The 26,690-nt window shown below is 51.6% G+C and carries 22 protein-coding genes and 4 tRNA genes; 3 read left to right on the forward strand and 23 right to left on the reverse strand.

The genetic code is table 11. From position 1 onward, the window contains the following. Positions 1–11 precede the first annotated feature (11 nt). Together hemX and hemY are read left to right on the forward strand one after the other, a co-directional pair. Entirely contained in the window at positions 12–1,136 is a 1,125-nt protein-coding gene (gene hemX, locus KP22_RS18660; RefSeq protein WP_039325741.1) for a uroporphyrinogen-III C-methyltransferase, read from the forward strand. 2 nt (positions 1,137–1,138) lie between these two features. Continuing rightward, a complete protein-coding gene (hemY, locus tag KP22_RS18665) occupies positions 1,139–2,332 on the forward strand; it encodes a protoheme IX biogenesis protein HemY (protein ID WP_039325743.1) in 1,194 nt (397 codons plus the stop codon). Positions 2,333–3,001: 669 nt separating this feature from the next. Here the strand turns inward: hemY and KP22_RS18670 are convergent. The 6 genes from KP22_RS18670 to purB all read right to left on the reverse strand — a co-directional run bounded on the left by KP22_RS18670 (position 3,002) and on the right by purB (position 8,523). Further along, complete coding sequence (locus KP22_RS18670; RefSeq protein ID WP_039325746.1) at positions 3,002–4,159, reverse strand: M20 peptidase aminoacylase family protein; 1,158 nt, start codon at positions 4,157–4,159, stop codon at positions 3,002–3,004. A gap of 77 nt (positions 4,160–4,236) precedes the next feature. Next, positions 4,237–4,998 (reverse strand): amino acid ABC transporter ATP-binding protein, encoded by a 762-nt coding sequence (locus KP22_RS18675; RefSeq protein ID WP_039325748.1) that lies wholly within the window; start codon positions 4,996–4,998, stop codon positions 4,237–4,239. Positions 4,999–5,007: 9 nt separating this feature from the next. Next, on the reverse strand, positions 5,008–5,679 hold the full coding sequence (locus KP22_RS18680; protein ID WP_011095665.1) for an amino acid ABC transporter permease: 672 nt from the start codon (positions 5,677–5,679) through the stop codon (positions 5,008–5,010). 139 nt (positions 5,680–5,818) lie between these two features. Further along, on the reverse strand, positions 5,819–6,610 hold the full coding sequence (locus KP22_RS18685) for an amino acid ABC transporter substrate-binding protein (RefSeq protein WP_039305229.1): 792 nt from the start codon (positions 6,608–6,610) through the stop codon (positions 5,819–5,821). Beyond that, the gene (locus KP22_RS18690; protein WP_039305232.1) at positions 6,607–7,149 is read right to left on the reverse strand and encodes a GNAT family N-acetyltransferase; all 543 of its coding nucleotides are present in this window, start codon (positions 7,147–7,149) and stop codon (positions 6,607–6,609) included. The genes KP22_RS18685 and KP22_RS18690 overlap by 4 nt, the downstream gene beginning before the upstream one ends. A gap of 9 nt (positions 7,150–7,158) precedes the next feature. Then, a complete protein-coding gene (purB, locus tag KP22_RS18695) occupies positions 7,159–8,523 on the reverse strand; it encodes an adenylosuccinate lyase (protein WP_039325750.1) in 1,365 nt (454 codons plus the stop codon). Positions 8,524–8,771: 248 nt separating this feature from the next. Between purB and KP22_RS18700 the strand changes: the two genes are divergently transcribed. After that, positions 8,772–10,079, forward strand: coding sequence for a histidine-type phosphatase (locus tag KP22_RS18700; RefSeq protein WP_039325753.1), 1,308 nt, complete (start codon positions 8,772–8,774; stop codon positions 10,077–10,079). A 121-nt stretch (positions 10,080–10,200) separates the two neighbouring features. Here KP22_RS18700 and KP22_RS18705 read toward each other — a convergent pair. The 17 genes from KP22_RS18705 to rho all read right to left on the reverse strand — a co-directional run bounded on the left by KP22_RS18705 (position 10,201) and on the right by rho (position 26,491). Beyond that, positions 10,201–10,277, reverse strand: a tRNA-Pro gene (locus KP22_RS18705). A gap of 43 nt (positions 10,278–10,320) precedes the next feature. Beyond that, positions 10,321–10,407, reverse strand: a tRNA-Leu gene (locus KP22_RS18710). Between the two features lie 49 nt (positions 10,408–10,456). Continuing rightward, positions 10,457–10,532 (reverse strand) — tRNA-His (locus KP22_RS18715). A 117-nt stretch (positions 10,533–10,649) separates the two neighbouring features. Beyond that, positions 10,650–10,726, reverse strand: a tRNA-Arg gene (locus KP22_RS18720). A 142-nt stretch (positions 10,727–10,868) separates the two neighbouring features. Then, positions 10,869–12,257: a bifunctional threonine/serine APC transporter ThrP gene (gene thrP / locus KP22_RS18725; RefSeq protein WP_039305237.1), complete on the reverse strand. Its 1,389-nt coding sequence runs from the start codon at positions 12,255–12,257 to the stop codon at positions 10,869–10,871. Positions 12,258–12,570: 313 nt separating this feature from the next. Then, positions 12,571–13,320, reverse strand: coding sequence for a lipopolysaccharide N-acetylmannosaminouronosyltransferase (wecG, locus tag KP22_RS18730; RefSeq protein WP_039325755.1), 750 nt, complete (start codon positions 13,318–13,320; stop codon positions 12,571–12,573). Further along, positions 13,317–14,705: an ECA oligosaccharide polymerase gene (gene wzyE / locus KP22_RS18735; protein ID WP_039305243.1), complete on the reverse strand. Its 1,389-nt coding sequence runs from the start codon at positions 14,703–14,705 to the stop codon at positions 13,317–13,319. Before wzyE ends, wecG begins: the two co-directional genes overlap by 4 nt. After that, entirely contained in the window at positions 14,702–15,787 is a 1,086-nt protein-coding gene (locus tag KP22_RS18740) for a TDP-N-acetylfucosamine:lipid II N-acetylfucosaminyltransferase (protein WP_039325757.1), read from the reverse strand. Before KP22_RS18740 ends, wzyE begins: the two co-directional genes overlap by 4 nt. Further along, positions 15,784–17,034, reverse strand: coding sequence for a lipid III flippase WzxE (gene wzxE / locus KP22_RS18745; protein WP_039305249.1), 1,251 nt, complete (start codon positions 17,032–17,034; stop codon positions 15,784–15,786). Before wzxE ends, KP22_RS18740 begins: the two co-directional genes overlap by 4 nt. Before the next feature lies 1 nt (position 17,035). Continuing rightward, a complete protein-coding gene (gene rffA, locus KP22_RS18750; protein ID WP_039305252.1) occupies positions 17,036–18,166 on the reverse strand; it encodes a dTDP-4-amino-4,6-dideoxygalactose transaminase in 1,131 nt (376 codons plus the stop codon). Positions 18,167–18,170: 4 nt separating this feature from the next. After that, entirely contained in the window at positions 18,171–18,902 is a 732-nt protein-coding gene (wecD, locus tag KP22_RS18755) for a dTDP-4-amino-4,6-dideoxy-D-galactose acyltransferase (RefSeq protein WP_039305255.1), read from the reverse strand. Between the two features lie 54 nt (positions 18,903–18,956). Continuing rightward, positions 18,957–20,030: a dTDP-glucose 4,6-dehydratase gene (gene rffG / locus KP22_RS18760; protein ID WP_197061570.1), complete on the reverse strand. Its 1,074-nt coding sequence runs from the start codon at positions 20,028–20,030 to the stop codon at positions 18,957–18,959. Further along, positions 20,021–21,283, reverse strand: a complete 1,263-nt coding sequence (gene wecC, locus KP22_RS18765; RefSeq protein WP_039325760.1) for a UDP-N-acetyl-D-mannosamine dehydrogenase — start codon at positions 21,281–21,283, stop codon at positions 20,021–20,023. The genes rffG and wecC overlap by 10 nt, the downstream gene beginning before the upstream one ends. Before the next feature lie 382 nt (positions 21,284–21,665). Continuing rightward, positions 21,666–22,790 (reverse strand): non-hydrolyzing UDP-N-acetylglucosamine 2-epimerase, encoded by a 1,125-nt coding sequence (wecB, locus tag KP22_RS18770; protein ID WP_039325762.1) that lies wholly within the window; start codon positions 22,788–22,790, stop codon positions 21,666–21,668. 67 nt (positions 22,791–22,857) lie between these two features. Continuing rightward, on the reverse strand, positions 22,858–23,904 hold the full coding sequence (gene wzzE / locus KP22_RS18775; protein ID WP_039305264.1) for an ECA polysaccharide chain length modulation protein: 1,047 nt from the start codon (positions 23,902–23,904) through the stop codon (positions 22,858–22,860). A gap of 21 nt (positions 23,905–23,925) precedes the next feature. Further along, positions 23,926–25,023 (reverse strand): UDP-N-acetylglucosamine--undecaprenyl-phosphate N-acetylglucosaminephosphotransferase, encoded by a 1,098-nt coding sequence (gene wecA, locus KP22_RS18780; protein WP_156103741.1) that lies wholly within the window; start codon positions 25,021–25,023, stop codon positions 23,926–23,928. A gap of 208 nt (positions 25,024–25,231) precedes the next feature. After that, positions 25,232–26,491, reverse strand: a complete 1,260-nt coding sequence (rho, locus tag KP22_RS18785) for a transcription termination factor Rho (protein WP_010283881.1) — start codon at positions 26,489–26,491, stop codon at positions 25,232–25,234. Positions 26,492–26,690: the final 199 nt, after the last annotated feature.

The following is a 26,690-nucleotide window of genomic DNA, read 5'->3' on the forward strand; positions in this document are numbered from 1 at the left end:
GATGTACCATTATGACGGAACACAATACCCCCACGGCTCCATCCGACGAGGTTGCTGAACGGGTTGAACCCGCGCATCAGCAGCAAGATCCCACACCGCAGCCCAAGCGCAGTGGTGCTGTACTGGGGGCGATCGCCATCGTGATTGCGCTGGCAATAGGCGCGGGATTGTATTACCACGGCCACCAGCAGGCACAGCGAGAAACTGCCACACTTCAACGTCTGGAATCACAGCTAAACGCCTTGCAGCAACAGCAAAAGCAGGAACAACAGCAATGGCTGGACGCTCAACAGCAGCAAAACACAGCACAGGACACCGCGACACAGCGTCTTGAGGCGCTAACGCGTCAGTCAGACGAGCTACGCGATAAACTGGCGGCGCTTTCCAGCCACGACACCAATACCTGGCTGATCGCCCAGGCAGATTTTCTGGTGAAACTGGCGGGGCGTAAGCTGTGGAGCGACAAAGACGTCACCACCGCAGGCGCATTGTTGAAAAGCGCAGATGCCAGCCTGGCGGAAATGAACGACCCTAGCCTGATAGAAATCCGCCGTGCGTTAACCAACGACATCGGTGCACTGGCAGGCGTTAGCCAGGTCGATTTTGACGGCATCATCCTGAAAGTGAACCAGCTCACCGATCAGTTGGATAACTTGCAGCTCGCCGACAACAACACGGATGAAGCACCGATGGACGCCAACAGCACAGAGCTGTCCGTTTCTTTAAGCGAATGGCGCCAGAATCTGAGCAAGAGCTGGCACAATTTCCTGGCTGATTTTATCACCATTCGCCGCCGCGACGGCGCTGCCGAGCCGTTGCTGGCACCGAATCAGGATGTGTATCTACGCGAGAACATCCGCTCACGTCTGCTGGTTGCCGCACAGGCGATTCCTCGCCATCAGAATGAAGTGTACAAACAGTCGCTGGAAACGGCCGCGACCTGGGTTCGCGCCTACTTCGATACTACCGACCCCACGACGCAGGCCTTTTTGGATCAGCTTGATGCCTTAAGCCAGCAGTCGGTTTCACTGGATGTCCCAACGGAGCTACAAAGTCAGGTGCTGTTGGAAAAACTGATGCAAACGCGCGTTCGTAACCTGCTGGCTCAGGCGCCAGCCACACAGCAGGGAGAGTGAACATGCTTAAAGTCTTATTGCTGTTCCTGATCCTGATCGCAGGCGTGGTAATCGGCCCGATCGTCGCAGGTCATCAAGGCTACGTCCTGATCCAGACGGATAACTACGACATTCAGACCAGCGTGACGGGTCTGGTCATCATGCTGGTGCTATTTTTGCTCGCCTTTCTGGTGGTCGAATGGGTGCTGCGCCGACTCTTTCGGACTGGGTCTCGCACACGCGGCTGGTTCCTCGGCCGCAAGCGCAGTCGTGCCAGAAAACAGACCAAAGCCGCGCTGCTTAAGCTGGCCGAAGGTGACTACTTACAGGTAGAGAAACTGCTGACTCGCAATGCCGATCATGCCGAGCAGCCCGTGGTTAACTACCTTCTGGCAGCCGAAGCCGCCCAGCAGCGCGGTGACGAATTCCGCACCAAGCAATACCTGGAGCGTGCCGCCGAGGTTGCAGATACCGATCAGCTTCCGGTGGATATTACGCGCGTTCGCATTCAATTAGCACGTAATGAAGATCATGCAGCACGCCACGGCGTGGACAAATTGCTGGAAGTCGCACCTCGTCACCCTGAAGTGTTGCGTCTGGCTGAGCAGGCTTTCCTGCGTACCCACGCCTACAGCGCACTGCTGGATATTCTGCCAGCGATGCGCAAGATCAATCTGTACCCTGAAGCGCGTTTACTGGATCTGCAACAACAGGCTTACATCGGCCTGATGAATCAGGCGATGGCGGATGGCGGCAGCGAAGGGCTGAAATCGTGGTGGAATAACCAGAGCCGCAAAGTGCGTCATGAGATTCCACTTCAGATCGCGATGTCTGAGCATTTGATCGAGTGTGACGATCATGATACCGCGCAGAAGATCATTCTTGATGGTCTCAAACGTCAGTATGACGAGCGCTTGATCCTGCTAATGCCCCGCCTCAAAGCTGGCAACCCGGAACAACTGGAAAAAATGCTGCATCAGTACATCAAGCAACATGGTGCAACACCGCTGTTAAGCAGCACGTTAGGCCAACTGCTGATGAAACACGGCGAATGGCAACAGGCCAGCGATGCCTTCCGCACGGCGTTGGAGCTACGTCCAGATGCTTATGATTACGCCTGGCGCGCCGACGCACTAGAGCGGCTTCATCTGCCGGATGAAGCGGCGCAAATGCGGCGTGAAGGGCTGTTACTCACGCTACAGCAACCAGCCAACTAATCGCTGCATCATCCCTTTCATAAGGCTCCTTCTTTGGAGCCTTATTATTTTTTATGTTGCGGTAACAAGCGGTGGCCACGCCTTTTCATCAGAAAAAAAAACGCTTACCGATAAACGGTAAGCGTTGAAAATATCAGGTCTGTCAGACAACAGAATGGTGCCTCACTCAACGTTATGTCCGGAAAGCCCGATGGAGATTTGCATCTTCATCTGGAGTTGGACGATAGGCACCTCAAAATTGGCTCTGCGTCATTCCCAGGATTATGAAGCCGAAGCAAACATAGAAGGTGGAATGAGCATCTACACGCTTATTTAAGCACAAATTATGCCAACATGCATAATTTTATTATAAAAAACCGCACCAAACTACCATAACGTACTAATAATAAATACTATTTTTATTTATTCATCGGAAGAAAAGTAAAGATATGCTGAGTGGCAAAAACGAGATCAAACTCACAAACCCTGTCGTCATTCAGAGACGAGTTTACCCAATAAAATTTTAATCGTTATTAATCAATAAATTAAATGTCTCTTTTTTGCGACAGCAGATCCCCCCAAGTGTCGTGTTTTTCCGACACACCTGTTAAAGCTGTTGATTCAATTAAAAAAAGGAAATCATCCGCGCCGGGAAACCGACGCGGACAGAGCTGACTTAATGAGAGGAGATTAGCGGGAGGACAACTGCTCTAAGCTCTGCTTCGCCACCTGATACAGATAGTGTGCAGTCGGGAACAGCGCGCTGTCATCAACGCGGAATTTCGGGTGGTGCAGCGCATACGGTCCGCCGGAGCCGACCATCATGAACGTACCCGGCAGTTTCTGCTGATAGAACGCGAAATCTTCACCAATCGGGCTGGCTTCCACGCGGCGCGCTTCAAACCCTTCGTCACTCGCCACATTCAGCGCAAACTCAACCCACTCTGGCGTGTTGATCACCGACGGCGGCCCTGCATGCCACAGGAACTCAATTTCTGCGCCGAAGGTGCTGGCGATACCTGCAACAATCTGACGGAAACGCTGTTCAATCAAATCGCGCGCAGCCTGATTGAACGTTCTGACTGTGCCTTCAACGTAGGCCGTGTCTGGAATAACGTTCCAGGTACTACCGCTATGAACCTGCGTAATCGACACCACCGCGTTATTATCAGATGACACCGTGCGGCTGATGATGGTTTGCACCGCAGAAATCAACTGACCCAGAATGATAATCGGATCGTTGCCTTCATGCGGTTTCGCCGCGTGACAGCCTTTCGCTGCGATCTTGATCTCAAAACGGTCAACGCCCGCCGTCAACGCACCATCTTTCCCGCCGATGACGCCGACAGGTAGCGTTGGATCGTTGTGAATACCGAAAATCGCTACCGCATTGTCCAACGCGCCAACGGCGATAACTTCCGGCGCACCCAATCCAGTCTCTTCAGCGGCCTGGAACAGAATCCTCACCGTGCCTTTCAGCTCAGGTTCAATTTTCTTCAGCAGAATCGCCGCACCCAGTGCAGCGGAAGAGTGAAAATCATGGCCGCAAGCGTGCATCACCCCTTTGTTGAGCGACGTAAATTCTACGCCGGACTCTTCTTCAATCGGCAGGGCGTCGATATCCGAACGAACCACGACCAGTGGGCCATCCTGTAAGCCACCAACTTCCGCGACCAGACCGGTTTTCAACGGCAGATCGAGAACGCGAATCCCTTCTTTTTCCAATACCGCACGAATCTTTTTCGTGGTTTCGAACTCCTGATTCGACAGTTCAGGATTACGGTGTAAATCGTGGCGAAATGCCTGAATAAACTGAGCCAGAGGCTCGTGCTGAGGTGCTGTTCTCATCAATTCTTACTCCACATTATCGTGCCCCGTCTGGCAGGGCGGCCTTGTTCAGGCGTGCAGGTGTGTCTACGTGTGCGTTAAATATCGTACTCAAGCGGCTCAGGTAACTTGGTCAACTGACGCAGGAAGCGCTGGGTTTGCGGGTTGTCCGAGAAGCTAATCACCTGCTCCGCGGGACCTTCCTCAACGATGTGACCATCCGCCATGAAGATCACGCGGTCGGCCACTTCTTTCGCAAACTGCATTTCATGGGTAACAATCACCATCGTGGTGTCGTTTTTCGCCAGTTTCTGAATCACCTGAAGCACCTCGTGTACCCTTTCTGGATCCAGCGCCGAAGTCGGTTCATCAAACAAAATGGCTTTCGGATCGACCGCCAGCGCACGTGCAATACTCACGCGCTGCTGTTGCCCGCCGGACAACGTCACCGGATACTGTGCCGCCTGCGGCAACAGACCGACCTGCTCAAGCAACGCCAGACCGATTTCATTCGCCTGCTGCTTCGGCATTTTTTTTACGACAATCAGCGCTTCCGTCACATTCTCCAGCGCCGTCTTGTTCTTAAACAGGTTATAACTTTGGAACACCATCGCCGTCTGGCGGCGCAGCGCGTAGGCCTCCTTCGAGGAGTAACGACGCGTATCCAGCGTTTGTTCACCAATTTCGATCGTACCTGACTCTGGCGTTTCCAGCAGGTTCAGACAGCGCAGCAGCGTGGATTTACCCGAACCGGATGGACCGATAATCGCCACCACTTCGCCTTTCGCGATGTCCAGACTAATGTTGTCCAATACCACCTGATCGCCAAAGCGTTTAGAAAGATTCTTTACACTGATCATGTCAGCCCCTTATCGCTGTAGCGAGTGATTCAGTTTCTTCTCAAGCTGTTTTTGCAGCCAGGCGTAAACCACAATCACCATCCAGTAAATCAGACCCACGACCAGGAAGGTCTCAAAGAAACGCAGAGATTCAGCGGCAATCATCTTGCCTTCTGCGAACAGTTCGGAGACACCCAGCGCAAAGGCAACAGAGGTATCTTTAATCAGGGAAATGAAGGTGTTCCCCGTCGCTGGCAGCGCATTTAGCATGGCCTGAGGCAAGACGATACGGCGATAGACCTGCGCTTTACTCATGCCAATGGACAGGCCTGCTTCCGTCTGGCCGAAATCCACTGAGGCCAAGCCCGCACGGAAAATCTCAGCCATATAGGCGGAGGTTTTCAAGCTAAAACCGATAATCGCGGCCGTCATCGCATCCAGATTGGATAAGCCGGGAAATAGCTGCGGCAGGCCAAAGTAGATGATAAACAGCTGAACCAGCGACGGAATGCCGCGGAACAGTGAGATATACAGTTCGACGATTTTTACTACCACGACGATCTTGCTTTCACGGACTAACGCCAGGATAAGGCCGAGAACCATAGCAAAAAACATCGACACCACGGCGAGGAACAGCGTGGTCGGCAAATACATTAATACCTGGGGAAAGACTTTTAACAGGTAGGCAAGATCGATATTCATGAGTAATACCATTAATGCTTCCACCGGCCATATTACGCCGGTGGAAGAGGGTTATGACTGTTGACTATATAACGAATCATCTGGCTACATAATGAATCATCACGCTAAATGACGACGCAGCCGAGATGATAACGCGAAGTTATTTAGCCGGTGATACCGTGATGTCTTCACCAAAATATTTTTCGGAGATAGATTTCAGACGTCCATCTTCACGCATTTTCGTCAATTGTGCATCGAACTGTTTACGCAACGCATCGCCTTTCTCGTCCTTATGGAACGGGAAGCTGACTTCTTCAATCACCAACGGTTCGCCAACCAACTTGAACGGCAGGTTACGCTTATTGATTTCCGCCAGCAGGATCGGACGTGAATTCACGTAGCCTTCAACACGTTTAGACAGCGCATCGTTCATCGCGCCATCGCGTGTTTCATAGGTACGAATAGTGACACTGCCGTCGGTAAACGCTTTTTTCAGGTTGTTGACGTGGTTAGAACCCAGAACCCCAGCAACCGTCTTCCCTTTCAGGTCGGCCAATGTATTAATGTCCGTGTTATCTTTGTGCGTCACAATCTGGCTACCGTAGAAGCTGTACGGCTGGGCGAAATTATATTTTTCCTGACGCGCTGGTGTAATTGCCACCACGTTCGCCACAGTATCCAGTTTTTTCGCTTCCAATTGCCCCATCAGGCCGCTGAAATCGGCAGTAACCCATTCAACTTTGTAGTTCAGATCTTTCGCGATGGCTTCCGTGACTTCAACGTCAAACCCAACCAGTTTGTTATCTTGCTTGAAACCACTTGGATAACTCTGGCCTGTTGAACCCACTTTCAATACTTTTTCCTGCTCAGTGCCACTCTTCCCAGAATCACAGCCAGCAACAAGAAAGGCGGTCGTCAGCGCCAGAACAGACAACGTTACTTTTTTCATCATTTTACTGCCTCTCTTTTTGAATTTTTATCTTTCCACTGGTCATACAATTGGTTATCAAGGATTTTTTCCATCCAGATTGTCAGGTGTCCTTTTCCCAGATTCGTCTGCCCGACTTCCTTGAAACCATAATTTCTGTACATCTCAATCAGCCACGGGTGGTTTTGCGCGGTGCCAAGCGACACCGCAGGCGCTTTGAGCTGGTTAATCAGAATTTCTTCTTCAAGCCAGCTCATCATTTGCTTACCCAATCCCTGCTTTTTGTAGCCAGGGTGCGTCGCAAACCAGCCCAAATGCGGTAGACCGAACGGGCCCGGCTCAGGCCCCCACGGATAGCGGATGGTAAATGACGACACCATCTCCCCCTCTTTTTCCATCACATAAACGCCGTGCGAGGCGATATGCGTGCGCACCATATTGATATCTGCATGGGCAGCGGAAAAATTGATGCCCAACTGACGAATCGGCTCAAACGCCGCCAACGCCAGCGCCAGATAAGTCTCATCATCCGCAAGCGTAGCCTGACGAAATACGATACTCATGGTTTCACCTTATGCTGGTAGCAGACCGGAGTTATCGGCATAACGAATCACGTCATCAACCTTCTGCGGCGCGCTGCCGACATAGTTAGCCGGATTCAGCCATTCGTCCAGATCGGCAGCGGTTATCTGCTCAGAAAGCACGGGATGAGCCAGCAGCACCGATTTAAAGGACTGATTCTGCTCGAATGCCTGCATAGAGCACTCGTAAACCAGATGGTGTGCAGTCTGCTTACCGAGACGCTTGCCAATCTCGAACATCACTTTCTCGGATAACAGCAGACCATTTTGCAAATCGAGGTTCGCCAGCATCTGCTTCTCGTTGACGGACATTCCACGCAGGATGCCAAGCGCATTCTGAAGCTGAGCAGATAGATAGATGTTGATTTCCGGCAGTGCGATCCACTCTGCACGCCAGCTCATCGCATCACGCTCATGTTCAACTTTCATGGATTCGTGAATCAGCGCAGCGCTCTTGAACAGCGGAGCAGTCAGGCTCGCCAGACCTTCCAGCGCAGCAGGGTTACGTTTATGCGGCATCGTGGTAGAACCAATTTTCCCTTCGGAGAACGGCTCTTCGATTTCATTAATCTCGGTGCGCATCAGGTTGTACAGCTCATTACCAATTTTACCCAGCGTACCGCTGATCAGTACCGTAACAGAAGCATATTCGGAGAAGCGATCGCGGGCAGATTGCCAGCCGATATTCGGTGTATTCAGCCCCAGTTTATCCAGCGTCAGACGCTCGATTTCCGGCCCTTGCTCGCCAAAAGAGGCATAGGTACAAATGGCACCGTTGATGTTGCCGACCAAAACACGTTCTTTGATTTCAGCCAGACGTTCGAGGTGACGGATAAATTCATCCAGCCAAACGGCCAGTTTGAAGCCAAACGTGGTGGGCAACGCCTGCATACCGTGGGTACGACCGGCCATCAGCGTATGCTGGTGTTTCTTTGCCAGACGTTTCAGTTCAACGGCCAGCAGTTGTGTATCTCTGACGACAATATCAAAAGATTGTTTCAGCTGTAACACTGTCGCGGTATCAACGATGTCCTGCGTGGTTACGCCGTAGTGAATAAACTCACCTGCTGCGCCACATTGTTTCTGAATCGCGGCAATCGTCGGCATCAGGGAGTGCTTCATCCGTGCCGCATCTTTTGCAATTTCCTCAACGTTAAGCGTGCTGGCGTCAGCGTTTTCTGCAATGGTTTTTGCCGCATCCAGCGGAATGACACCCAGTTCACCCTCGGCAAGCGCCAGGGCGACTTCAACGTCGACCTGTTTAGTCAGGCGGTTATGCTCGGACCAGACGCCGCGCATTTCAGGCGTGCCAAAATTATTCCCTATAAGAAGAAAATCAATAAGATGTGATGCCATAATTAACTCGTTAGTGTTGGATTTATCAGGCGGGGATTTATATCGTCTTTTTAATTTTTAAAAATATAACATGTGGAAATTATGCGCCTTATACCTTTGAGATCTATCTTAGATCAGAAAGTTTGATTGCAAACTATACATGCAGAAATGTTCGCTAACACTCTCTTCCGTGTTGAAAAACACGTTTGTCACTTTTTCCTTCCTACAATGAAACGCCTTATCCGTATGACTGCTGACGAAGGATTATCATGCTTTCCCACACGACGTTACATATACCTCGCACCTTATTGATTATCATGATCATTATTTCAACATTTTCCATTCAGGCACAGGCTGAGGATCGCTACCTGCTGGAAAAGGTCGTTGAAGTCAGCCGTCATGGCGTGCGTCCCCCAACGGCATCCAACACCACCGCGTTAGAATCCGGCACGGCACGACAGTGGCCGCAGTGGGTCACTCGCGAGGGTGAATTAACCGGACACGGCTATGCTACCACCGTGCTAAAAGGTCGCTATGAGGCCGAGTATTACCGTCAACAGCATCTGTTCGCGTCAGGTTGTCCAACGGAGCAGCAGATTTATGTGCTTGCTAGTCCGTTACAGCGCACCCGCGCAACTGCACAAGCCTATATGGACGGCATGTTTCCCGGCTGCGGCGTTGCCACGCATGCCGTTGAGGATGAAAAACAGGATCCGCTGTTCCACGGGGATAAAATGGGGATTGGCACGCTTGACCCCGAACAGGCAAAGGCTGCGGTGCTGGAAGCCATGGGTGGTGATTTAAATATCGCCTATGAGCGTCTTAAGCCCAGTATCGAGCTATTGAAGCAGGTCGTATGCGAAGCGGATAAGCCGTGCCCAGTGTTTGATAAACCGTGGGCGTTCAAACAGGATAAAGACGGTTCGACTTCTATCAGCGGCCTGAATACGCTGGCGAATATGAGCGAGGTTTTCCTGCTTGAATATAGCGAGAATCTGCCACTGGCACAGGTTGCTTTTGGTCATGTCCGCAGCGCGCAGGATCTCATCCCGCTGATGGCGCCGATGACTGCCAAATACGACGTCACCAATGATGTTCCTTATATTGCACAGCGTGGGGGTTCGCTTTTGATGCAGCAAATCGCTCAGGCACTCGCACAGGGGACGCCAGCAGACCAAGACACTGCACAAGGCGAGCCGTCGGCAGCCCCTTACTTGCTGTATATCGCCCACGACACCAATATCGCCTATTTACGCACGCTGTTGCAGTTTCACTGGCAGCTACCCGGCGATACCGCCGATAACATCCCACCCGCAGGCAGTCTGGTCTTTGAGCGCTGGCGCGATACCATGACTCAGCAGCGTTTTTTGCGTATTTATTTCCAGACGCAGTCGCTGGATCAGATCCGTTCGCTGATGCCGCTGAGTGAGCAGCAGCCGTTACTGAAAGAAGAATTCACATCTCAGAGCTGTCAACAAACAGAAAAAGGCACGCTGTGTCCTTTTGATACGACGCTCGAATCCATGCGGAAAAGTATCGATAGCAGTGCGCTGGCAACGGTGCATTACACGCCGTAGCTTACTATTCATCGGTAACCACACGTCCTGTTGGGTTGGTGAATCCGACAGGATTTTTGCAAGACAAGGAAAATTGCAGACGAAAAAAAAGCACATCTTTCGATGTGCTTTTCTCTGTAATTGGTCGGCGAGAGAGGATTCGAACCTCCGACCCACTGGTCCCAAACCAGTTGCGCTACCAAGCTGCGCTACTCGCCGAATGTACTGCTGTTTGAACATCACTGATGTTCTAGCTTGTGTGTGGTGCGAAGAGAGGGACTTGAACCCTCACGTCCGTAAGAACACTAACACCTGAAGCTAGCGCGTCTACCAATTCCGCCACCTTCGCATAACTCACAAACTTTTATTAACGAAAAACGTTAATCAACTACTAAATCTGGGGTGGCTAATGGGACTCGAACCCACGACAACTGGAATCACAATCCAGGGCTCTACCAACTGAGCTATAGCCACCATCACCACATTTTACATCTTATTACGCGGCACTTCCTTTTTACGGGATACTTTCTTTACGAAGGTAAGTGTACCACCGCAGCTCTTGCACACAACATACTCGTTTACACAATATAATGGTGCGCCCGACAGGATTCGAACCTGAGACCTCTGCCTCCGGAGGGCAGCGCTCTATCCAGCTGAGCTACGGGCGCTTAGCGCCGTTGCGGGACGGGATATTACGGACTTAGCGACTGGCTGTCTAGTGCTTTTTTATCGAAATGATGCGTTTGCTTATGCTTTGTTCATTTCAAGCTAAATAACATACAAATCCGCGCTTCCCGCCCCCAAATACGGCTATTTACCCCCAGCCAGCGACGTTTTTTTGCCTAATCCCAGCACGAAATAACACAGGCTGACCATAGCTAAAAAGGCAACACCGACCAATAAAGACATCCGTGTATCGATATTTATATACATTCCCACCAGCACACACAGCAAAAACGCCATCGTCAGGTAGTTTACCCACGGGAACAATATCGATTTAAACGGATGTGCGGCCAGCGCTGCACGATGCTGCTCACGAAAACGCAATTGGCTGATCAACACCACAAACCACGGCACCATACCCGGCAGCACGCTGGCGCTATAAACATAAACAAACACTTTTTCCGGGTTAGGGATGACGTAATTCAAAAGCGACCCTGCCACCAGACAAAGAATAGAAATCATGACGCCTGCTGCGGGTACACCACTGGCCGTCACTTTACCTAACCAGGCGGGAAGTTGACGGTTGTTAGCCAGCGAATACAGCATGCGACCACAGCTATACATGCCGCTGTTGCAACCGGACAGCGCGGCCGTCAGTACCACAAAGTTGATGATGCCTGCCGCCGCCACAATACCGATTTTGGCAAACGTCAACACAAACGGGCTGCCGGACGTACCGATTTCATTCCAGGGGAAAATCGTGACGATAACGAAGATCGCGCCCACATAGAAAATCAGGATGCGCCACAGAATGTTATTGATCGCGCGCTTCAGCGTCACCTGCGGATTTTTCGCCTCGCCCGCCGTAATACCTACCAGCTCAACGCCCTGATAGGACGCCACCACCAGACACAACGCGAACACTAGCCCTTTCCAGCCTCCCGCAAAGAAGCCGCCGTGCTCGGTCAGGTTACTGAATCCGGTCGCCTGACCATGGTTACCGAAGCCGAAGAAGATAATACCGACGCCGACTAATATCATCACGACGATGGTGGTGATTTTAATCATCGCGAACCAGAATTCGATTTCGCCATACAACCTTACGGCAGCAAGGTTTGCACCCGCGACCAATGCTACAGCGGCGATGGCCGGTATCCACTGCGGCAAATCGGGGAACCAATACTGAACATACACGCCAATCGCGGTAATTTCTGAAATCCCGACCGCCATCCACATAAACCAATAGCCCCACGCGGTGAGATAACCGAAGAAGGGATGCATATATTTATGTGCGTAGACAGCAAACGATCCTGCAACCGGCTCCAGATAGAGCATTTCGCCCATTGAGCGCATGATGAAGAAAACGAAGATCCCGGCGACAATATAGGCCAGTAATACTGACGGCCCCGCCCACTTCAACGCACTCGCTGCGCCCATAAACAGCCCGACGCCGATCGTGCCACCCAGCGCAATCAGCTCAATATGTCGGGCTTCCAACCCTCGATGGAGTTTTTCCTGTTTTACATCTTCTGCCATATATCCCTCTGTCTTTATGTTGTGCTTATCCCTGCTGTTGCCAGTTATTGTTCTTATTTCAGGAATGCTATCTGTTAGAAAAAATGTGTTTCGCCTCAAATGGGCGGTCATGAAAATACCGTAATGTGGGTTTGAATAACACATCAAGGATGACGAATCCGTCAAAGATAGAATTCTGTCTTTCTGATTGTCTGGCAAACAGATAATTAAAATCGAATAAGAATAAAAAAACAGGGTTATCTACTGTAGATAAAGGCTGTGGGAAAAGATGACGAGAAAAGGTTGGCGCGTTTAACGCGCCAATTCAACGAGACTACAAGCGACCGCTGTAATGATAGGCGACATATTTCAACAGCTTAAGCTGTCGAAAAATACGACTTGGCTGGGATAGCAGGCGATACAGCCATTCCAATCCTAAATTTTGCCACACAAGCGGAGCACGCTTCACATGCCCGGTAAAGACGTCATACGTCCCACCGACGCCCATATACAAGGCATCAGGATAGTGGTGGCGACAATCGCGCATGAGGATTTCCTGCCGCGGCGATCCCATTGCGACGGTGACAATTTGTGCGCCGCTGGCACGGACTCTCTCAAACAACGCATCACGCTGTTCTGGCGTAAAATAGCCATCCTGACTGCCGACAATATTCACGTTCCACTGCGCCCGCAGCTTCGCTTCCGTTTGTGCCAGCACATCAGGTTTACCGCCCACGAGAAAAACCGGCGTTCCCGATTTACCAGCTCGTTGCATCAGTGCCTCCCAGAGATCAGCCCCTGCAATCCGCGTGACGTCAGCCTGCGGGTACTTACGCCGAATGGAACGCACAATACTGATGCCATCCGCATACTTATATTCTGCACGATCGAGCAGCGTACGCAGCGCCACATCTTTTTCCGCCGTTAGCACTTTCTCCGCGTTAATCGCGACGAGCGTACCCGTTTCAACCCGCTCTCCCGTAAACAGGTAATCAACAAACTGCGCCATATTGCGAAAGCCGTGAATGGGCAAACCACGAATGGTATACAGAGGAATGGTCTCTGTGGTTTTTAACGCTGTCATACCTGCTCCTTTATCACAGGATCCACGGTGTTGGGTGTCGGCGCAATCGGCGTGGCTCGCATACACATAAGACGCTGTCGGATGAGTCCGGCACTTTCCAGCAGCCAATAGAGAAGTTTAGCAACCAGCAGACACAGACCAAATACCAGACAGAAAAACACCACACGAGAAACAAAAGAATCGACGCCTTCGCGCGTCAACACAATAATATTGAACACCGCACCGAAGCAGAACGCCTGCAAAATAGCAGCCTTATAGCGATTACTGTCGTTCTTCCCTAACTCGTACACCCAGTCGAACCACTTGATAACCAGCCCTACCGCAATTGCGCCGAGCGGGATGAACAGCACGCCGCCCATCACTACCAGCGAGCCCAACAGCGTAGGGGATATCGCCAGCCCAGAATGGTTATTCAACACTTCCCAAGTGAAATAATTGGCACTGTTTAACACCAGATTCGGACGGTCCGGCCATAGCCAGGAGGGGATAAAGACGTAGAAATCACGAGCAATCGGTGCCAAACCCTGAAATTCAATCTTGTCATAGTTCTGCCACAGCAGCGCCAAATTCTCCCAGGGTGAGAAGGTGTCACGGGTTAAATAGAGGAAGGTATAAAAGGCGTAATCACCGCTGACGTCCAGCCCATAGCGCTTCAGCGCCAGCCAGAACATCCCGACAATCCCGAACGCACCCGCCGCAACCAGCATCCAGAGCGTAATCCAACCGCGCACAATACCAATAAACAGAAACAGGGCGAAAGCAATGATCAGATTCGCGCGCGTACCGCCGACAATCACATAGGTCAGCATCCCAAATGCAACGGTACCGATAAGAAACATCAGCCACGCACGCTGCGTCTGGCGCAAGAAATACACCACCAGCATCGCCGGAATGAAGAAGTAGAAGAAGCGTTTCAATGCCACGCCGGACACATCGCTAGAAAATATCTGGCTGTAAGAGCGCAGCTTAAACAGTAGGAAGCCATTGTTGAGGAAGAAAATGCCGACGGTAGCGACCGCAATCAACGCCAGCAGCAACCAGGTCAGATTAGCTTCAACCCGATTCACCGTCAGGAGTGGAGCACGCGACGTGGAGGTCTTCTGCCGTAGTCGCGTCTTATAGCTAACGTAATAGACAGCATAGAACGCGGTTGCGGACAGCATTGCCTGAAGCAGGTACTGAACGGGGACAACGTCAACGCCAAAACGAAATACCAGCACGCAGGTAAACGGAAAGCCAAAATAGAACGTTAATAAATAGAGTAAGGAAAACAGGACATTAAAATTGAAACGCACACGCCGAAACTCCATCCATGTCAGGCTCAGGATAAAGATAACTGAAATCAGGTAGACGACAAACAGCCCACCAAATTGCCCCAGCGTCATGTCGATTCTCCCGCAGCCAAGGTCAGCGCTTCCCGCCAACCTTGCAAATAGTTGGGATTGAAGAACGCGATCTGGTTTTTATCCACGGATGCTAATTGCCGCTGTGCCTCACGCACCAATGCTTCATCCAGTTCGTCTCCGTAAAACAGCACAGGGAGACCTTGCTCCGTTAAATCCTGCCAGAACGGATTTTGTCGACTGATTACGAACGGCACGCCAAACTGAATCAGCAGACATAGCGTCCCGATTCCCTGTTGGCGATCGAAAATAAAATAGCCCAAATCGCAGGTGCGCAGCATGTTGAGGTAGTCATCAAACGCCAGCTGGTCTTTCAGCAGTTGGAAATTTTTCACACCGAACAGCGCCAAACCGTCCTTTTCCACCTGAGAGATGTAGGACGCATTATTCGCGGGGTAGCCCATTGGCACAATAACCCGCACATTGCTCCCGAACTGCGTGTGAATTGCCCGCAGCGCTTCCTGATGGCGGTTTGTGCGATCGCCAGAATTGCCGACCAGAATCGTCATCGGCCCAGCTAGTGGTTTATCCACCTTCATGCCCGTCAGCGCCGGATCCATCCGCGTTGGGAAGTACAGCAATGACGTCGGCACACGAGAAGCACGCTGCTGATACCATGTCAGATCGCCACGCGTGGCAAACACGTGTCCGACACGCTTTTGCGCCATACGCCGCAGCAGATAAAACAGGCGATATTTCAGGCTGCTCGCTTCTTCATACAAATCCGCCCCCCAAACGTGCCAGTAAACCTGCTCAGATTTGATTTTCCCGCTCAGCAGCGCCAACCACAGCGTGGGATTAAACTGCCCATGCAGGAAAAAGCGCATCTTGCGGTTCGATTTTGCTCTGGCGATGACCGCCTCTGCCAGCGTTTTTTTATCCACGCAGGTCTCGATACGCAATGCAGGAAAATCGGCCGGCGAAATGCCGTCGTGAGAAGCCACGATGAAATGCCGAATCTGATGTTCGGGGAGTTCCGTCGCCAGTACGTCGTTAAAAAAACGTAAAACGGTCTGGTTATGATGCGGGATATCAGATCCCAATACATGAATCAGTGTCGTCATGCTCGCCTACGGTAAATAATGAATACGCAACAACAAAGCAAAAAATAGACCAGGTAGGTTGCCATATAGGCCTGCGCCGCGCCTTGTGCGCCATAAAGCGGAATCAACCAGTGAGAAAAACCGGTTAACAGGAGAAACTGGCTGACTTCAGTGAGCAGATAAAAGCGCAGCGCCGCTTTCGCAATGACCAGGTAGCCAAAGACGTAAGCGCCCACTTTCATTACATCCCCTACCAACTGCCAAACGAAGAGATCTCTCATTGCCGTAAACTGGCTGGAGAACAGCAGCCAGATGGCAAAATCTCGCAGCAGCCACACGCAGAAGCTGACGCACGCCACAACAGGTAGCACAAACTTCAGCGAGCGAACAATCTCCTGCGCCAGCGCAGCCTTGTCTGTCAGGCGCGAGAGCGTCGGCAACAGATAAACGGTAAAGGAGGCGGTAATAAATTGCAGGTAAGCATCGGAAATACTGCTGACACCCTGCCAAATGCCCACTTCATCCCAGTTGTAATGCGCCGCCAGCAGGTTACGCATCATGATGTACGCAACAGGCAGCGTCACCGCAGTCATCAACGCCATCAGCGTAAACTTACTCAACTGCCCGGCGATGGCACGATCCCACGCCGGTTTTAGCGACGTCAGCGACAGCGGAGTGCGTCGATATAGCATGATGCCTGCCGGAATCACCAGCAACGCCGGCACCAGCGCCAGCCCTGCCAGTGCGCCAACATAGCCACCCAACCGCAAGCAGAGCCAAAAGGCAGCCAGCCCGATCAGGCTACCGCCGATCACAGCCAGCGCATTGCCTATCGCATCCCGATAGCCTTTGAGGATTGCCAGAAACAGGTTGGCGTAGGCAATACCCATCTGGATAAACGCCAGCGCACGCACCACATCGCGATAGTCCTCATGCCCAAACAAGAGATTGGCGATAGGGGTTGCGGCCACAAGAAAGAGTATTGCCAGAAGGGTGGAAAACCCCAGTACCAGCGTGGTGGACGTGCCTAGCAGCGGCCTCAGTCGGTCCGGCTGTTGCTGATACTCCGCAACATATTTGGTGACGCCGTTGAAAATCCCCGCCCCGGCTAACACGCCTAACACCGTAATAAGTTGGCGGAAATTCCCCGCCATCCCTACACCGCTGGGGCCAAACGTGACCGCCAGCAGTTTGACGACAACCAGCCCCGCGCCAATTTTTATCAGCGTGGAGCCTGCCGTCCATATCGATGCTTTCGCCAACGACATGTCAGGAGAAGAAGCTCAGAATGGTATTAATGACGGTGCGCTGATTGACGTCCGAAAGATTATAGAACAGCGGTAAGCGCACCAGCCGTTCGCTTTCCTGCGTGGTGTAGCGATCTTCACCGGCGAAATGACCGAAGTTCAGGCCGGCCGGGCAGCTGTGCAGTGGGATATAATGAAAGACCGTCATGATCTCGGCTTCTTTCGTGTAATTGATAAACGCACTGCGATCATCCTGATCGCGAAGTTTAATATAAAACATGTGTGCGTTATGAATCCCATTGGCTGGGACGGTTGGCAGAGTAATACGCCCGGCATCAGCCAACGATTTGAATGCGGCGTAGTAATTCTGCCACAGTTTCAGACGGCGCTCGTTAATAGGTCGCGCCGCTTCCAGCTGTGCCCAGAGATAGGCAGCCTGAATATCTGCCATCAGATAGCTTGAGCCGATGTCACGCCAGGTATATTTGTCCACCTGCCCACGGAAGAACTGGCTACGGTTGGTGCCTTTTTCACGGATGATTTCCGCTCGCTCTACCAGCCTGGCATCATTAATCAGCGTGGCTCCGCCCTCACCGCCCGAGGTGTAATTTTTGGTTTCATGAAAGCTGAAGCAGCCGATGTGACCGATAGATCCCAGTACGCGTCCTTTGTAGCTCGACATCACGCCCTGTGCCGCATCTTCCACGACATATAAATCGTATTTCTTCGCCAGTGCCATAATCGCGTCCATCTCGCAGGCGACGCCCGCGTAGTGAACCGGCACGATAATGCGTGTTTTTTCCGTAATTGCCGCTTCGATTTTCGTCTCGTCGATGTTCATGGTATCCGGGCGGATATCGACAAACACGATCTTCGCACCGCGCAGCACAAAGGCGTTGGCGGTGGAGACGAAGGTATAGCTCGGCATGATCACTTCATCGCCAGGCTTCACATCCAGTAGGATGGCGGCCATTTCCAGCGAAGCCGTGCAGGAAGGCGTAAGCAGGACTTTTTTACTACCGGAATAATGCTCCAGCCACTGCTGACAGCGACGGGTAAACCCACCATCGCCGCACAATTTACCGCTGCTCATAGCAGCCTGCATATAATCCAGTTCTGTACCAACAACTGGTGGCGCATTAAATGAAATCATGTGATCACCTGTATAACCAATACGCCGTGCTCTCAATCGTGGCACCACGGCGAAGATAAAGACGAAGCGCCGCCACGTTGCTAACCTGTGTCGCGACCCGAAGACATATCAACTCTTGTTGTCGGCACCACGCTTCCGCCAGCACCATCAGCTGTGAACCAATACCGCGTATCGTAACGCCCGGCCAAACGCCCAGTAGCCCGATACGGGCATCCGAACCATCTACTCTGCGAAGCGTTACCCACCCCAGTGGATGACCGGCAGCATCCTCCATCAGCAAACAGCAGTGGTCGAACGTACCGCGTACGGCATTTTCAATCCACTGAGCATAGAAGCGCCCGCTATCCTCCGGCTGATACCACGGAGTACGGAAACGGCTTAGCGTAAAAACACGTGATGCCGCGTCCCTCAGCGCAGGGATATCGTCAAGTGTGGCTTCACGCCAGCGCGGTAGCGTCGTCACAACGGTAGCCCGTTCCAGCGGCAAACTGAGATCGACCTCGCCTTCCACCAAGCGAAAACCGAGATCGGCCAGCGCGTCCACCAACACCACGTTGTTGGCCGCGATTTTGGCCTGCGTCAACGCAAATGCGCTCAACGCATCAGGCGTCAACACAGGTGCTGACGGCGAAAAGTTCAGCTTACCGCTACCAATCTGGAAGAATTCGCTCTCCCAGCCCAGCGGTTCAACCGTGGCGCGAATTTTTCCCTTTCCTATTGATATGGGATGGGACATCATTTCGCTCCTTTCTTTCCCGCCATCTGGCTTTTCCGTCATCTAAGTGCAGATTTAGTCGTTCAGCCCTAAACGCTCGCCGGTATAGGAACCGTCCTGCACGCTACGCCACCATTTTTCGTTATTCAGATACCAACTGACGGTTTTTTTCATGCCCGTCTCAAACGTTTCTTCTGGACGCCAGCCCAGCTCACGTTCAATTTTCCCGGCATCGATCGCGTAACGCATGTCGTGGCCTGGGCGATCTTTCACATAGGTGATGAGATCGCGATAATGCGCTACGCCAGCAGGTTTATTCGGCGCCAGCTCTTCCAGCAGTGCGCAAATGGTCTGCACCACTTCAATGTTTTTACGCTCGTTGTGACCGCCGATGTTGTACGTCTCGCCGATTTCACCCTCCGTCACCACCTTGTACAGCGCGCGAGCGTGGTCTTCGACAAACAACCAATCACGAATTTGTGCGCCATCACCGTAAACTGGCAACGGTTTGCCCGCGACCGCATTCAGGATCACTAGCGGGATCAGCTTCTCTGGAAAATGGTAAGGACCGTAGTTATTCGAGCAGTTAGTGATAACGGTCGGGAACCCGTAGGTGCGAAGCCAGGCGCGCACCAGGTGATCGCTGGATGCCTTGGATGCGGAATAAGGGCTGCTTGGGGCATAAGGCGTGGTTTCTGTAAACAGATCGTCCGTGCCATGCAGGTCGCCAAAGACTTCATCGGTAGAAATATGGTGAAAACGGAAAGCGCTCTTGTCCGCATCAGCCAGGTTCTGCCAATAGTGGCGTGCCGCTTCCAGCATCGTATAGGTGCCGACAATATTGGTTTCAATAAATGCCGCAGGGCCATCGATAGAACGGTCAACGTGGCTTTCCGCTGCCAAATGCATCACCAGCGCAGGTTGATAAGCGGTAAACACACGATCCAGTTCAGCACGATCGCAAATATCCACCTGCTCGAACGCAAAACGTTCGCTATCAGCAACCGGTGCCAGCGAAGACAGGTTACCCGCATAAGTCAGTTTATCGACAACGACGACGCTGTCCTGCGTTTCCGTCAGAATGTATCTGACCAATGCTGAACCAATAAACCCTGCTCCACCGGTAATTAAAATTCGTTTCAACGCCATACTCCTTTGGTATCAATAACCCACTGTTGTTTAACATCATCCGAGTGGATCGCTTTAAACTGACGGTGATCGACAAGCATCACCAGCACATCGGCTTCTTTTAATGCGCTGCTGGTATCGACCAGTTTTACCTGCCCGGCCAACACGGACGGCAGGTGTTTGACATTCGGTTCGACGGCTAACGTCACCCCCGTATTCCACTGTGCAATCATGGCCGTAATTCCCACGGCAGGGCTTTCGCGCAGATCGTCAATATCAGGCTTGAACGCCAACCCAAAGCAGGCCACTGTGACTTCGCTCGCGCGTTTATCCGTTTGCGCCAGATAATCCGCCACAGCTGCTTTGACCCGATCCACCACCCAGAGCGGTTTACCATCGTTCACCAGTCTGGCGGTATGAATCAACCGAGCCTGCTGCGGATTTTGTGCCACGATAAACCAGGGGTCGACCGCGATACAGTGTCCGCCTACACCGGGACCGGGTTGCAGGATATTGACGCGAGGATGGCGGTTTGCCAATCGGATAAGTTCCCATACGTTAATGTTTTGTTCAGTACAAATCAGCGAGAGCTCATTGGCAAAAGCGATATTGACGTCGCGGAAGCTGTTTTCCGTTAACTTACACATTTCGGCAGTTCGGGAATTAGTGACCACACACTCACCTTCCAGGAAAATGTTGTACAGTTCGCTGGCGCGGGCAGAACACTCGGGGGTCATCCCACCAATAACTCGGTCATTTTTAATCAGCTCAACCACGACCTGACCGGGCAGCACCCGTTCAGGGCAATAGGCAATATTGATATCCGCCGTTTCTCCAACCTGCTGCGGAAACGTCAAGTCCGCACGCGCCTCGGCTAGCCACTCGGCCATTTGCTCAGTCGCCCCCACCGGAGACGTCGACTCAAGGATCACCAGATCGCCTTTCTTAAGCACAGGTGCGATAGACGCAGCAGCAGCCTGAACATAGGCCAGATCGGGTTCGTGCTCGCCTTTGAAAGGAGTGGGAACCGCGATCAGGAAAGCATCGGCTGGCACAGGCTTCGTCATTGCCTGAAGGTAACCCTTTTCTACCGCAACCTTGACCAAGGTGTCCAAATCGGGCTCAACAATATGGATTTCGCCGCGATTAATGGTCTCAACCGCCAGTTTGTTCACATCGACACCGATGACTTTTTTCTGACGCGACGCAAACGCCGCTGCGGTAGGTAAGCCGATGTAGCCTAAACCGATTACGGAAATGGTAGTAAAGCTCATAGTGTCACCTGATATTTTTATGTCTGCCGCCGTAAGGCGACGTTCAACATGACGCCGAGTAATTTTCGAGCGCTGATGGATACATTGAGCGGTGATAATGGGTAGATCGTAAAGACGCTGTGAATACATCCCTGTACGCTCGGATTGCGCAGATATAAATCTCATCCCTGAGATTCACCCTTGCAGAGCCGTCGCAAGCGACGTTCAAAAGCGTTCCTGACGCTTTTGTCCATGGCGCAAACGCTTTACTCTTCTATCCCATTATCACCGTTTGCACTCTGTAAATCGGCTATTCTCAGCTCGAAAATACACTTAGCGATTTTTTATGTCGGGCTATCCCTGCCCGACACCCTTCGGGTCGCTGCAAAAGCAGCGCTAAAAATCATTCCCTATGATTTTTTAAAGCATCAACAATGCGTTGACAGGCTTGACCATCGCCATAAGGATTGTGGGCACGGCTCATTGCCTGATAGGCCTCTTCATCCGTCAACAGCATAGACACCGCATCAACAATGCTCGCCACTTCTGTGCCAACCAGTTTGACCGTACCCGCTTCTACCGCCTCCGGTCGCTCCGTCGTATCGCGCATCACCAAAACAGGGATTCCTAACGACGGTGCTTCTTCCTGAATGCCACCCGAATCGGTCAAAATCATGTAAGAACGGTTCATCAAATACACGAAAGGCAGATAGTCCTGCGGCGCAATCAGCATCACATTATCAATGCCACTCAGGATACGGTTCACCGGCTCACTGACGTTAGGGTTCAAATGGACCGGGTAAACAATTTGTACTTCAGGGTGTCGAAGGGCGATGTCTGCCAACGCGCTACAAATGCGTTCAAAACCGCCGCCAAAGCTCTCGCGGCGGTGCCCAGTAACCAGAATCAGCTTCTTACTGCCATCCAAAAAAGCATATTTCTCATCGAGGCTACGTCGTAGCGAGGCATCTGCGATGATTCGGTCACGAACCCAAAACAACGCATCAATCACCGTGTTTCCAGTCACAAAGATATGCCGATCGGACAAATGTTCACGCCGCAAATTTTGGCGGGAATTCTCCGTCGGAGCAAAGTGGTACATCGCCAGATGTCCAGTCAGTTTGCGGTTAGCCTCTTCTGGCCAAGGCGAATACAGATTGCCTGTACGCAATCCCGCCTCTACGTGACCAACGGGGATTCGCTGATAAAAAGCCGCCAGGCTGGTTGCCAACGTTGTGGTGGTATCACCGTGTACCAATACCAAATCCGGTTTGAACTCGGCCATGACGGGTTCGAGTCCCGATAAGATCCGGCAGGATATCTCACTGAGTCCCTGTCTCGGTCGCATAATATTCAGATCGTAATCCGGCGTAATATCGAACAAATGCAGCACCTGATCCAACATCTCCCGATGCTGGGCTGTTACGCAAATTCTCGATTCAAAGGCTCCATCCTGAGCCAGGGCATGAACCAGCGGTGCCATTTTAATGGCTTCCGGCCGGGTGCCGAAAACAGTCAACACTTTCACATTGAATCTCTTTAATCAGGTTAGGCGTAGGCGCTCGCTCAGCATCAAGCGCAAATCAGCAAGCTGGTTAACGCAGACGGCGAGCCAAGGCAACACCTGCTCCTACTAACACACCAATCGCACCCCACATCACCATCAGGAATGCCCGGCGCGGGCTGTCACGTTTCACCGGTTCTTCCGGTGTACGCAAATAACGATACGTCTGGAAACTGGCCTCAAGCGTTGGGCCAACGTTCAGCGTCGCCAACATTGCGCGATTTTGATCGTAATCCAGTTCGTAATGCGGGCCGCTGGTCTGCAACGTTTCCAGTCGGGCTTGAAGCATCGGCCTGCCAAGCAGGAACATTTCCGATGCGGGGATTTCATCTGCCGGCGTATCCGTCTGGCTACGGCTAATACCTTGCTGTTGTGCGATTTTTAGCGCCAGTTCAACGCTACGGACTTCACGATCGTAAATCGCTTTTGCCACCGCTTCCTGGCGCTTGATCTGCGACTTCATGAAAATGGTTCTGGCAGCCCAGGCACCTTTAATCTCTTCATTCAGGTGGTTGGCTGCACGCTGGCTGGCAAAATCCACATATTGACGAAGCAACGTGTTGGAGTCTGCTGAGGTTTCCGCCACCAGTTTCACAGAATCATTGGTTTTTTTCCCGTCGTCACGCGGCGTAAACTGAATGTTGTTGACCAGTTCATCCAGCAGAGCCGCATCGGCCTTTTCATCGCCTTCCAGACGTTGCTTATAGTAGTCGGCTTTCAACCAGAAATCGCGGCGGGTATCGTAAGCCGCTAATTGCATGATGAATTCATCATAAGCATCAGCCGAAATAGACGGTTGTTCTGGCTGAGGGGTGGAAAAAGATCGGGCGTCGAGGTTACGCAAAAACTGCTGCTGCGAATAATATCCTCCCAACATATTAACCGTCGGTTTGTCGGTAATCGCTGTTGCACTCCATTCCTGCTTAACAAGATAGGAATAGCCTAATGCCACGACGGCAAACAACAGGCCAAAAGCTATCAGCCATACCTTTCCACGCCATAGCAGACGAAATAAACCACGGATATCCAGTTCGTTATCAATCAACGCATTCCCGGTAGACAAGTTCTCTGATTTCATTACTTCCCCAAAATTATTTGGTCAGGATGACTGCTTTTGCTCATCGGAATGCCGCATACGGCGTTTGATTCGCTTGATAAAACGGGCGACCCGCCATGCTCGTTTCAGGCAGTAGCCATACAGCAGAAATGCAAGCAAAAATAATGCCAACATGAACCACTCGGGTATAAAAAAGAAATATTCTCCCAGCACGCCAATCGCTGCCAACAAGGCAGCAGCAAGTGTAATCAACACAAACGCCTGTCGGGAAGAAAAGCCAGCTCGCATCATTAAATGATGAATATGCTGCCGGTCAGGCGAGAATGGACTCATCCCTTTGCGCAAACGCCGATACATGATAGCGATCATATCAATCAGTGGAATCGCGATAATCCACAATGCTGTCACAGGATTAATCGGATGCTGTGGACCTTGCGTCGTCTGTATCAGGAGCCAGATAGCCGTAAAACCAATCATCGTGCTACCCGCATCGCCCATGAAGACCTTGTAACGTCGTCCAAATATGCCGAGGTTAAGCAGAATGTAGGGCAACGTCGCCGCGATCATGGCGAAACACCACAATGCCAGGTTCGCATGGCCGCTCAGATACAACAAAATCCCCATCGCCCCGAATGAGACGCTGGACAATCCACCGAGTAACCCATCGATCCCATCTACCATATTGAACGCATTGATCGCCGCCCAAACGGCAAACAACGTGACCAGATAGCCAAACGGCCCTAGTCCCATCTGCCAGGGCCCGAAAATGTGCCCCAGGTTATGTATCGTCAAGCCAGCAAAAGCCATCATTACCACCGCGACAAACGCCTGCACAACAGCACGAATTTTCACGCTGATATCAAAACGATCGTCCAGCATGCCGACAAAAACCAGCACACCCGCGCACATCAGGTAAAGACGGAAGTTGAGAATATATTGATCGGTAATAAAGTAGGTAAAACAGATACCCGCATACACGGAGATACCACCAACCAGAGGCACAAGACCTCGATGGCGTTTACGGTAGTTGGGACGATCGACAAGCCCTATTTTACCCGCGATGCTGCGAGCAAAAAAAAGAAAGCCCAGAGAAAACAAGAAAATAAATAGTAATTCGGTACTCATAGTGAGTAAGTTCACCGTTAACAGCTGCGCTGTAGCCGTTCAGTATAGACTCGGTTTACGCCTTATATCCTATCACTCACATTGATCGCCAGTACAAATTGAAGTGATAACTGCAACTTCCCAGCGGGAAATGCACTTCACACCCGGTCAATTGGAGGATAAAAAAACGCCACGACCCTGCGTGGCGTTCCCCGAGTTATCCGTAATAGATGAACGCCCGGATTTATGAACGTTTCATCATATCGAAGAATTCATCGTTGGTTTTCGTCATCGCCAACTTGTTGATGAGGAATTCCATCGCATCAATTTCACCCATTGGATGGATGATCTTGCGTAGAATCCACATCTTCTGCAATTCTTCAGAAGTGGTAAGCAACTCTTCTTTACGCGTACCAGAACGATTGTAATCAATCGCTGGGAATACGCGTTTTTCTGCGATTTTACGCGCCAGGTGCAGTTCCATGTTACCTGTACCTTTAAATTCTTCGTAAATCACTTCGTCCATTTTGGAACCGGTATCAACCAGTGCGGTGGCGATGATTGTCAGACTGCCGCCTTCCTCAACGTTACGCGCCGCACCGAAGAAACGCTTCGGACGATGCAAGGCGTTGGCATCCACACCACCAGTCAACACTTTACCCGAGGCCGGAACAACGGTGTTATAAGCACGCGCCAAACGAGTAATAGAGTCCAGCAGGATGATAACGTCTTTCTTATGTTCAACCAGACGCTTCGCCTTTTCGATTACCATTTCAGCAACCTGAACGTGACGGGAAGCCGGTTCGTCAAACGTTGACGCAACCACTTCACCTTTCACTAGACGCTGCATCTCGGTAACTTCTTCCGGACGTTCGTCAATCAGCAGCACCATCAGCACGCAGTCAGGATGGTTGTAAGCAATGCTCTGCGCGATGTTTTGCAGCAGCATGGTTTTACCTGCTTTCGGCGGAGCAACGATCAGACCACGTTGACCACGGCCAATCGGCGAAGCCAGATCCAGCACACGCGCCGTCAGATCTTCTGTCGAACCGTTACCACGTTCCATACGCAGACGAGAGTTTGCATGCAGCGGTGTTAAGTTTTCGAACAGGATTTTATTGCGGGCGTTTTCAGGTTTGTCGTAGTTGACTTCGTTAACTTTCAGCAGCGCAAAGTAGCGTTCACCCTCTTTCGGCGGACGAATCTTGCCAGAAATGGTGTCACCAGTGCGGAGGTTAAAACGGCGGATTTGGCTGGGAGAAACGTAGATATCATCGGGGCCTGCGAGGTAGGAGCTGTCTGCGGAGCGAAGAAAGCCGAAGCCATCTTGCAATATCTCCAGCACACCATCGCCGAAAATATCCTCGCCGCTTTTGGCATGCTGCTTCAGAATAGCGAAGATAATATCCTGTTTACGCATGCGGGCCTGATTTTCCAGCCCCATATTTTCGCCAAGAGTAATTAGCTCAGAAACTGGCGTATTCTTTAATTCGGTAAGATTCATAGTGGTGGGTTCTTTAACTCGGGGTAAATCTCGAACTATTAACGTGAATGGTATGGCAGGATCATCCGTGCCTCTAAACAGCCTTCGACCACCGGATTCCTGTCTGGTTTCACACCTGAAGCGCATTAAATCCGCGCAAAACGACATCCGCATAAACGATATCCGCATACATCAACGGCAGGAGATCGAAGACACATAA

The sequence above is a fragment of the Pectobacterium betavasculorum genome (genome assembly GCF_000749845.1).
Taxonomy (GTDB): Bacteria; Pseudomonadota; Gammaproteobacteria; order Enterobacterales; family Enterobacteriaceae; genus Pectobacterium; species Pectobacterium betavasculorum.

What these genes read in the sequence shown, in the direction of transcription:
- hemX (WP_039325741.1), top strand. Translation starts at nt 12, where the DNA reads ATGACGGAACACAATACCCCCACGGCTCCATCCGACGAGGTTGCTGAA.
- hemY (WP_039325743.1), top strand. Translation starts at nt 1,139, where the DNA reads ATGCTTAAAGTCTTATTGCTGTTCCTGATCCTGATCGCAGGCGTGGTA.
- KP22_RS18670 (WP_039325746.1), bottom strand. Translation starts at nt 4,159, where the DNA reads ATGAGAACAGCACCTCAGCACGAGCCTCTGGCTCAGTTTATTCAGGCA.
- KP22_RS18675 (WP_039325748.1), bottom strand. Translation starts at nt 4,998, where the DNA reads ATGATCAGTGTAAAGAATCTTTCTAAACGCTTTGGCGATCAGGTGGTA.
- KP22_RS18680 (WP_011095665.1), bottom strand. Translation starts at nt 5,679, where the DNA reads ATGAATATCGATCTTGCCTACCTGTTAAAAGTCTTTCCCCAGGTATTA.
- KP22_RS18685 (WP_039305229.1), bottom strand. Translation starts at nt 6,610, where the DNA reads ATGATGAAAAAAGTAACGTTGTCTGTTCTGGCGCTGACGACCGCCTTT.
- KP22_RS18690 (WP_039305232.1), bottom strand. Translation starts at nt 7,149, where the DNA reads ATGAGTATCGTATTTCGTCAGGCTACGCTTGCGGATGATGAGACTTAT.
- purB (WP_039325750.1), bottom strand. Translation starts at nt 8,523, where the DNA reads ATGGCATCACATCTTATTGATTTTCTTCTTATAGGGAATAATTTTGGC.
- KP22_RS18700 (WP_039325753.1), top strand. Translation starts at nt 8,772, where the DNA reads ATGCTTTCCCACACGACGTTACATATACCTCGCACCTTATTGATTATC.
- thrP (WP_039305237.1), bottom strand. Translation starts at nt 12,257, where the DNA reads ATGGCAGAAGATGTAAAACAGGAAAAACTCCATCGAGGGTTGGAAGCC.
- wecG (WP_039325755.1), bottom strand. Translation starts at nt 13,320, where the DNA reads ATGACAGCGTTAAAAACCACAGAGACCATTCCTCTGTATACCATTCGT.
- wzyE (WP_039305243.1), bottom strand. Translation starts at nt 14,705, where the DNA reads ATGACGCTGGGGCAATTTGGTGGGCTGTTTGTCGTCTACCTGATTTCA.
- KP22_RS18740 (WP_039325757.1), bottom strand. Translation starts at nt 15,787, where the DNA reads ATGACGACACTGATTCATGTATTGGGATCTGATATCCCGCATCATAAC.
- wzxE (WP_039305249.1), bottom strand. Translation starts at nt 17,034, where the DNA reads ATGTCGTTGGCGAAAGCATCGATATGGACGGCAGGCTCCACGCTGATA.
- rffA (WP_039305252.1), bottom strand. Translation starts at nt 18,166, where the DNA reads ATGATTTCATTTAATGCGCCACCAGTTGTTGGTACAGAACTGGATTAT.
- wecD (WP_039305255.1), bottom strand. Translation starts at nt 18,902, where the DNA reads ATGTCCCATCCCATATCAATAGGAAAGGGAAAAATTCGCGCCACGGTT.
- rffG (WP_197061570.1), bottom strand. Translation starts at nt 20,030, where the DNA reads ATGGCGTTGAAACGAATTTTAATTACCGGTGGAGCAGGGTTTATTGGT.
- wecC (WP_039325760.1), bottom strand. Translation starts at nt 21,283, where the DNA reads ATGAGCTTTACTACCATTTCCGTAATCGGTTTAGGCTACATCGGCTTA.
- wzzE (WP_039305264.1), bottom strand. Translation starts at nt 23,904, where the DNA reads ATGAAATCAGAGAACTTGTCTACCGGGAATGCGTTGATTGATAACGAA.
- rho (WP_010283881.1), bottom strand. Translation starts at nt 26,491, where the DNA reads ATGAATCTTACCGAATTAAAGAATACGCCAGTTTCTGAGCTAATTACT.